Source organism: Daejeonella sp. (genome assembly GCF_049655485.1).
In the GTDB taxonomy this organism is placed as follows: domain Bacteria; phylum Bacteroidota; class Bacteroidia; order Sphingobacteriales; family Sphingobacteriaceae; genus Daejeonella.
The window spans coordinates 1-9,157 of sequence record NZ_JBASJU010000385.1 but is presented as its reverse complement, the minus strand read 5'-3'; the positions used below and the strand labels follow the sequence as shown (position 1 = coordinate 9,157).

Here is a 9,157-nt window from a genome sequence, read left to right as displayed (position 1 = left end):
AATTAATCCTTCGGATCTTTGACGGTGAGTAGAAAAAATTCATAAATAAACACGTCAAGATCGGAATGATATTAGGGTAATGAATATGCGATGGACATAAAAGAAAACTTTTGAGAACGAGAAAAAGTGCTCGGCTCTTTTAAATGAAACAGGAGATGGTCAGTTAAGCAAACCTTTAAAGATGCCGTCCGTAGTAAATCTGCTCAATAATCAAAAATTTCCATCCACATCCATCTGTACCTTCAAACATTCAATCCGGTAATGAAACGGATGGTCACCTGTGACTTTTTTAAATTGCTTGTTAAAATTAGAAATGTTGTGGAAGCCGCATTCATATCCAATCTGGTTAATGTTCATTTTTTCTTCACTAAGTAATTTACGGGCGTAATCAATTCGGATCTCCTTTAAGAAATCGGAAAAGGACTTATTTACCCGCGATTTAAAATACCGGCTGAAAGACGTCGGCGTCATGCTGGCAATAGCTGCTACATCATCAAGCATGATCTTCTGCCTGAAGTTTTTCATGACATACTCATAAACTTTGTTCATCCGGGTGGTTTCTGCTTCGGTATTGATAGGGACGTAATGCTTATGCGTAATAAAATGGCATTCGGGGGAATTTGCGAGGATATCTAAGATCTTGAGCAATTGAATAATGCTTTTAGTACCCTTCATTTCCAGCAGTTCGATCATCATTCTGCTGACCTTTCGATTGGTGCCCCCCTTTATTTCTAGCCCCCTTACAGACTTCTGCAGCAAATGACAAATATTTTCCAGCTCTTCTTTCTGGTAGATGCTTTCTCCCAGGAAATTATCTTTAAAATAGATAACGATCCCCCTGGTTTTTAGGTTATTTTTTTTATCAAAATAACAATCGTCACTGCGCCATACATGGGGAAGATTCGGTCCGGTGAAAACAAGATCCCCTTTTTCAAAGGGTTTCGTATTGTCGCCAACAAAGCGGGTGCCCTTTCCCTGCAAGACCAAAAATAACTGGTATTCCTGGTGAAAATGAAAAACAGGGTCAAAATAGGATGCTTCCAGTTGTTTGGCCACAAAGACCTTTGTGTCGGGGATAGCCACTTTTGGAATACTATTTTTCATCTGTATATATTTTTTTTAAGGTGATGAAGCTTGCCTGCCTACCGTTCAGGCAGGCATGAGCTTATATTCAAGTCGTTATGTGAGCGGTAAGCTCATGCAGGTTTCATCAGATTATTGATTTTATCCTAAAAATAGACAAAAGCTTGAACTCAAGGATATAAAAACATCAACATTGGATAGAATAAGGTTTTTTTTTTAATGGAACAAAGGATAAAATTGTTTCCGGCTTATAAAATCACATCATGTCAAAAACAAATAAAGCTTAAGCTGATAACTTCATCACCATTAAAAAACAATAAAAAACAGATGAAAAAAATATTCTTTTTACTTCTTTTTACGAGCTTGTTATTTAATAGTGCTGCAAATAAAGTGAGCTTATTGATCGGCGATAATTTAAAAAGTGCCGTAAGACAACAAACTGCAAGAAGAGCTGAAGTGCTTTTTTTGGGCAATACGAGTAAACATCATAATTCCACAAAATATGCCCCCTGGCTTGGTATCGCTTTATTTAAAGCAGGCATTAACTTAACCTATACGGTCGATACAAATGATCTGAATGCCGAAAACCTAAGTAAATATGATGGATTGATCATATACTCAAATTATAACACCATATCAGCTGCTAAGGAAAAAGCCATTAAAGATTTTGTAGAAGGTGGTAAAGGTTTAATTCCTCTGCATTCTGCATCCGCATGTTTCACCAATTCTGCCTGGTATACTCAAACAGTTGGGGCTCAGTTTAAATCACATAAAACAGGTGATTTTACAGCTAAAAATGTTAATACAATCCATCCTGTTATGAAGGGAATTTCTGAGTTTGAGACTTGGGATGAGACTTATGTGCATAGCAACATTAATCCTGATATAACCATTCTGCAGGAACGTGTAGATGGTTCTGTTCGCGAACCCTGGACATGGGTTCGTAACCAGGGAAAAGGACGTGTATTTTATACTGCTTATGGCCATAACGACAGCACCTGGACGAAGCCAGGCTTTCTGAAACTGGTAGAAAATGGTGTCCTTTGGGCGATTGGGGATAAAGTAAATGAGCAGATTGTACAACTAAATACTCCTGTGCCTATATATGAAGAAGCTGTAATTCCAAACTACGAAAAACGTAATCCGGCACCTAAATTTCAGCATGCGTTCACACCGGAACAATCCATGAAGCTAATGCAGGTTCCTGTTGATTTTGAGGTAAAGCTTTTTGCAGCTGAGCCCGATATTACCAATCCAGTTGCAATGGCCTGGGACGAGAGAGGGCGTTTATGGGTCATTGAAACAGTAGATTATCCGAATACGATCAGCAAGGATGACGGAATAGGCGATGACAGGATAAAAATTTGCGAGGATACAGATGGCGATGGCAAAGCGGATAAGTTCACTGTTTTTGCTGATAACTTGAATATACCAACCAGTATCGTATTTAGCAATGGCGGGATAATAATATCCCAGGCACCTCATTTCGTATTTCTGAAAGACACTAACGGAGATGATAAAGCGGATATAAGACAAAATATTATGAGCGGCTGGGGAAAAAAGGATACCCACGCCGGCCCTTCAAATCTGAAATATGGATTTGACAATAAAATATGGGGAGTTCTGGGTTACTCAGGTTTTGAGGGTACGGTAGGTAACAAGGCGATGAGGTTTAACCAGGGCGTTTATCGTTTTACGCCAGATGGAAATAATTTGGAATATTTAGCAAGTACCAGTAATAATACCTGGGGTTTGGGCTTCTCTGAGGAAAATGATGTGTTCATTTCTACAGCTAATAACACGCATAGCGCTTATTTTTCAATGTCTAACCAATATATGAAGCGAGTTTTGCCGGGTTTACTTGTACAGCCGGTGAAAAAAATAGACGGTCATTATGAGATGCATTCAATGACTCCAAATCTAAGGCAGGTTGACGTTTTTGGGGGGTTTACCGCAGCCGCCGGGCATAATTTGTATACTGCCAGGAATTTTCCGAAATCATACTGGAACCGTATTGCTTTTATTAGTGAACCTACGGGCCGACTTATTCACAATGCTGTACTTGAACCTCATGGAAGTGGATTTTTGGAAAAAGATGGATGGAATTTATTGGCCAGTTCTGATGAATGGGTTGGTCCGGTTCACGCCGAAGTAGGGCCGGACGGGGCGGTATGGATTGCCGACTGGTATGATTTTATAATTCAGCATAATCCAACTCCATCAACTGAACGAGGTGGATACCAGGCACAAAACGGTGAGGGGAATGCTTACGTAAATCCTTTGCGCGACACTAAGCGCGGCCGGATATACAGGGTCGTTTATAAGAATGCAAAAAAGTATACGCCTATAAAGTTATCTGTAAACGATTCCAGAGGTTTGCTAACTGCTTTAGAGAATGACAATATGTTCTGGCGGACCACCGCTCAGCGATTGCTGGTAGAATCAAAGGATCAAACGGTACTACCGGGACTTTACAAGATAATCAATAACCAAAAAATTGATGAAATCGGACTGAATAGTCCTGCTGTTCATGCCTTGTGGACGATGCATGGACTGGGGGTTTTGAATGATTCGAATAAAGAAGCATTAAATACAGTACTCAAGGCCTTGTCGCATCCCGCTGCCGGAGTAAGAAAAGCCGCCGCAGAGGTTTTACCTAAGAGCCTGCAAACGTTAGAATCAATCCAGAAATCGGGATTGATAAACGATCCGGACCTGCGTACCCGCATGGCTGTTATGCTGGTTATTTCAGATATGCCACCCTCTGCTGAAATGGGAAAATTGTTGTACCAGGCGAGTCTTAAACCCGAAAATCGCACAGACGAATTACTTCAGCAGGCTTTATTTGCTGCAATTATTACTCATCAAAACGGTTTTCTAAATGTTTATCCTAAGAACACTGATTTAACCAATATAGAAGTCAAGGGCTTGAGTTTGAGTCAGCTTGCTTTTAAAGGCCTGAATGAAGAAGTATACAAACTGGACAGAAGGAACCCCATATTGTTTCCTCCCAATGTTGCAGGGAAAGAAATTATTATCAAAGCAACATTGGATAAAGCTGATAAGGAGCTAAATGGTGTTATTATGGCGCACGGTGGAAATGAGGATGGATATGGATTGTTTTTTCAGAATGGGAAGTTAAATATGCTTGTAATACAAAATGGCAAAAGATACATGGCATCATCAACAGACCCCCTGCCTGAAAAATTTGATCTGCTTGCCCGGTTGGCAAGTGATGGAGAAATAACGTTGAGAATAAATGAAACCCAGATTGCTAAGGCAAAAGCACCTTCATTGTTTACACGTCCTTTATCGGAGGGAGTACGTGTTGCTTCCGATTACAATAACGAAAATAAGATAGGGGATTACGAAGGCGCATTTCCCTTTACCGGGAATATGCAAAATGCTTTCCTGACATTAAAGCGACCTGTCAGTGCATCCGCAACACCGGATAAAGCAACTGTAATAAATCCCGCTCAACCTGCGGCAAAGGCAGATCCGGCTATTAAAATTGTCATCAGGACAGTTCAAAACGTAATGAAATATGATAAGACAATAATCTCTGTAAAGGCAGGTCAGAAAGTAATGATCAGCTTCGAAAATCCTGATTTCATGCAGCATAATCTGGTCATTATAATGCCCGGAACTTTACAAAAAGTAGGAGAAGCTGCTGATGCATTAGCCAGGGACCCGAAAGGAGTCCAAACAGATTATGTGCCGCAAATGCCGGAAGTGCTGTATTCCAGCAAGCTGTTAAACCCTGACGAAAGTTTCACCTTACAGTTTACCGCACCAGGCAAACCCGGCGATTATCCTTTTGTATGTACCTTTCCGGGACATTGGCGAATTATGAACGGAATTATGCGCGTAACTAAATAACTGTTTATTAGATTTTATATGAGTTTAAAAATAAAGTTCGGCGTAAGCACCTGGCTTTGGACCTCTCCGTTTAACACAGAAGCCATTGGCCTCTTTTCAAAAATCAAGGAAATGGGGTACGATATTGTCGAAATTCCGGTTGAAGATCCGACTCTGATCGATGTTAAAAAAGTCAGGGAGGCTCTTTCAGAATATGGCCTCCAGCCGGTGATATGCGGGGCATTTGGTACAAGCCGGGATCTCACCCATGAAGATCCGTTATATCACCAGACTAGTTTACAATACATTCAATCCTGCCTGGATATCTGCAGGGATCTGGGTGCGCCCTTCTTTTGCGGCCCTATGTATTCTGCAGTGGGCAAAGCCCGCCATGTTTCCCCGGAGCAAAGGAAAATAGAATGGGAACGTGCGGTCATCAATCTTCGTAAGGTTTGCATCATGGCTGCTGAGCGCGGACTTGAGATTGGCCTTGAACCGCTTAACAGGTTTGAATCAGACCTGGTTAATACGGCTAAAGATGTGATTCGGCTGATAGACGATATTAATCATCCTGCAGCTAAAGTTTCCTTAGATGGATTCCACATGAATATCGAAGAACCGGATATTGAAGAAGCAATACTGCTGGCCGGGAAAAAGCTGATCCACCTTCAGGTTTCAGAAAATTACCGGGGGACACCCGGAACGGGCCAGACACGGTGGGATGCTTATTTCAGGGGATTAAGTGCGATCAGGTATCAGGGTGCTGTATCAATAGAGAGCTTTACACCCGAAGTACAGGAACTTGCGGGAGCCGTTTGTATATGGCATCCTCTCGCTGCAAGCCAGGATAGCTTTGCAGGAGAAGGACTGCAATTCCTGAAAAGATGGGCCTCCGGTGAGGATATAAAAAAAAACCAGCGAATTACTACGAATGCAAATGCTTTAAATTAGATGTTCATGAGTCAGAAAAAGATCAATATTGCTATTATAGGTTTAGGATTTGGAGCTGAGTTTATTCCAATTTATCAGAAACATCCTTTGGGGAATATGTATGCGATTTGTCAGAGGAGCGCTGACAAATTGAATGAAATAGGGGATGCATTTGGTATTGAAAAGAGATATACCGACTATGCGGAGCTTCTTAAAGATCCGCTAATAGACGCAGTACATATAAATACACCGATAAATAATCATGCAGAGCTTTCCCTCGCAGCACTAAGAGCGGGCAAACATGTAGCCTGTACCGTACCAATGGCAACAACCATAGAAGAGTGCAGGCAAATTGTTGAAACCGTTAGAGAAACCGGACTCACGTATATGATGATGGAAACCGTGATCTATAGCCGTGAGTTCTTGTTTGTAAAAGAACTTCATGAATCAGGTGAACTGGGAAAGATACAGTTTCTGCGCGCTTCTCATCAGCAGGAGATGGCCGGTTGGCCAGGTTACTGGGAAGGCTTGCCTCCTATGCATTATGCAACACATTGCGTAGGGCCTGTACTGGCACTTCCTAAAGCACAGGCCGAATATGTTTCATGTTTCGGCTCCGGCACAATTGATGCAGATCTTATTTCTAAATACAACTCCCCTTTTGCGATAGAAACCTGCCATATTAAGTTTAAAGACTCCGATCTTTCTGCTGAGGTTACTAGATCATTATTTAATACGGCCCGTCAGTACCGCGAAAGTTTTGATGTTTATGGTTCGAAGAAATCATTTGAATGGACGCTTATTGAACATGAAGATAGCGTTATTCACACAGGAGAATCCCCATCAAGGGTAAAAATCCCTGATTACGCGCATTTATTGCCGGAAGAAATCCGGCATTTTACAACCGCCGGTGTTTATGATACAGACAACAATCAGCATCTCTCATTTATTCAAGGCTCAGGGCACGGTGGATCTCATCCGCATCTTGTAAATGAATTCCTGAACGCCCTTGTTGAAGGCCGGCAACCATACCCTAATGCTGTTGCATCAGCTAATATAGTATGTGTGGGTATATTGGCTCACGAATCCGCTTTGAAGGGGGGAGAAATAATGCGCCTCCCTGAGTTTACTTTATCGGATATCAGCTGATTTATCATGAGACACCCTTTACCGTTTCACCCTCCCCACCCCAAACTGATCCCCAGCACGTATGGCCTTCCCATTCTCAAAATCAATCTCCAGCATCTTTTCGCTGGCCACGCTGTTATTAAATTCATCCTGCAGTGTGAACAAGATTTTTCTTGTTTTTACATCAATGACCTCACCGCTTGAAGGATAGGCGTATTTCCCGTCTAAGCTGAAGGTTATCCAGCCAGGCATATCCTGAAGCGGGATGGTTGTTAATTGCTGGAAAGGTGCGACAGCGCTGAACACATGCATACGCATATTGAATCCGTCGCACAGCCAGATTTCTTTTTCGTCGGGTGTCAGGCCTATGCCGTGGGCCGGATTACCATGTCGTCTGACCGGCCCTTTTGTCCATCCTTCGACTTCCACACGGGCAATCTTTTTGCCTGTAGACAGATCTCCCACCTCGAAACCAAGCAATTCATTGATGTTTACAAATACAAGGCTTTCAGAGCCGTTGATTGTAAATGGGCGGATCTGTGAGGCAAAAGGCCCGACTTGTTTAGTGACCGTATGGGTTTTTGTTTCTGCAATATTTAATAGAGGTGACTTAAGTCCCGCTAAATAAACATGATTTCCCGAAGGACCGTATATGGTATTATGCGCGCCTGAATTGGTGACGATTTTTGTAATGATTTCCCCTGTCTGAGCATCCACTACATTCCAGAATTCCTTTTCAAGTGAGGGGAGATAAATGGTTTTTCCATCAGGCGAAACGGATAAGCGGTCGGCTCCTCCCTCAATGGGTTTTTCCCACAAGATTTTTTCTGTGCTCAGATCAATCCGCTGAAGGGATTCCAATGTGCTGATATAAATACTGTTCAGGGAAACGCTAACCGCTACACCCTTGACATTCGATGGTTTCTTGTTAGGATGAAAGCCCTGTGTGCTGATCCGTTTAACAAAACGGTGGTTATTGTCGATATCAAATACCAGGATGCCATGACCTCCGTATCCAAGGTAATCGCGGATACCGGGTACGGCTACATACAGATATCGCCCCGAAGTGGGAGCAACAGTATCTGGAGCGTCGGTAATGGGATTTTGTGCCGAAGTAAGCAATAAAACTGCACTGAGCAGAAATAAGATTAGGGTATGTGGTCTTTTCATTTTGGCATCGACTTTTTTATAAATATAATAAGCCTCAAGAGAAACTTGGTATTTTTCGTGTATCACAAGTAATGCTTAGGACTACACTATTTGATCGGCAGCGGATTTAAATTGATGGCTCCGGCATTTGTATAGTCGCTTGGCTTTTTGAGAAGTATAACAACAGCGGGCTACGCCAGTGGTTATTGTTATTCAAGCCCTTCAGGCTTGGAGAATAACGTGCCGCAATAACCACGGGCTACGCCCGCGGTTATTGCTATTCAAGCCTTTCAGGCTTGGAGAACGATCTCCTTATAAATCCCATGAACATTCGTCCACTCGCAGGCTCCTTCTTTCTAAGGCTCTCATTAGTCGCTTCTTAGAGTAATTTAGATTATGTGTATTTATATGGTAAGATAATCGAATATGTACCGATTAACTTATTGCATTCTTACAATTCTTTTCTGGCTTTAGGATGTATTCAGACTCCCGACTTCAGATTGGGGTTGAGGAATAGCTGGTCATGTTCATTTTTTCAGTAAAAATGAACACGTATAAAATTTCTATGAAATAGGTGGACAGATATAGACGACGTCAAACTTTGCTCCACTAGTGTATAAACCTTAGTGTACTTTACCACTCACTCCAATGATCGCTGCCCCCCTCCTTCAAGATTTTTTCCCTAATCAAAACTCACACCTGGAAAATTTTAAAATTTTTTCAGTTTTTAAAAATATTTTTCTGAACTTTAATGGGAGCAGGGAAGAAAGAATAGTATACTCATTTTAGCTAAATATTAGCCCGTCAGAGAAACTTTCTACTGCTTGATGATCACTTGGTTGAACCGAAGAAAAATTTCGTTCAGGGCCATTATTTTAAGTCGTTACCTTTGAGGTTCCCAAAAACACGGTTCCAGCAGGCTCTAAGGCAGTTTCCGATATAAATTATTACCTTTTCTTCGATAGAAATTAAGATTCCTTCGGAAAAATGTACAAAAAACGCCCTTTCG

General features: G+C 41.7%; 5 protein-coding genes. 3 read left to right on the top strand and 2 right to left on the bottom strand.

What is annotated here, in order from left to right; translation table 11 throughout:
- Positions 1–210 precede the first annotated feature (210 nt).
- A complete protein-coding gene (locus tag WBJ10_RS15730) occupies positions 211–1,104 on the bottom strand; it encodes an AraC family transcriptional regulator (protein WP_424291990.1) in 894 nt (297 codons plus the stop codon).
- A 306-nt stretch (positions 1,105–1,410) separates the two neighbouring features.
- Here WBJ10_RS15730 and WBJ10_RS15725 point away from each other — a divergent pair, with 306 nt between their 5' ends.
- From WBJ10_RS15725 to WBJ10_RS15715, 3 genes are read left to right on the top strand one after another with little or no spacing between them, the layout of a single operon-like run.
- Positions 1,411–4,962, top strand: a complete 3,552-nt coding sequence (locus WBJ10_RS15725) for a PVC-type heme-binding CxxCH protein (RefSeq protein ID WP_424291988.1) — start codon at positions 1,411–1,413, stop codon at positions 4,960–4,962.
- Between the two features lie 18 nt (positions 4,963–4,980).
- Positions 4,981–5,892, top strand: a complete 912-nt coding sequence (locus WBJ10_RS15720; RefSeq protein WP_424291986.1) for a sugar phosphate isomerase/epimerase family protein — start codon at positions 4,981–4,983, stop codon at positions 5,890–5,892.
- 6 nt (positions 5,893–5,898) lie between these two features.
- Positions 5,899–7,020, top strand: a complete 1,122-nt coding sequence (locus WBJ10_RS15715; protein WP_424291984.1) for a Gfo/Idh/MocA family protein — start codon at positions 5,899–5,901, stop codon at positions 7,018–7,020.
- 18 nt (positions 7,021–7,038) lie between these two features.
- On the opposite strand, the gene WBJ10_RS15710 is transcribed toward WBJ10_RS15715, so the two are convergent.
- On the bottom strand, positions 7,039–8,169 hold the full coding sequence (locus WBJ10_RS15710; protein ID WP_424291982.1) for a YncE family protein: 1,131 nt from the start codon (positions 8,167–8,169) through the stop codon (positions 7,039–7,041).
- Positions 8,170–9,157: the final 988 nt, after the last annotated feature.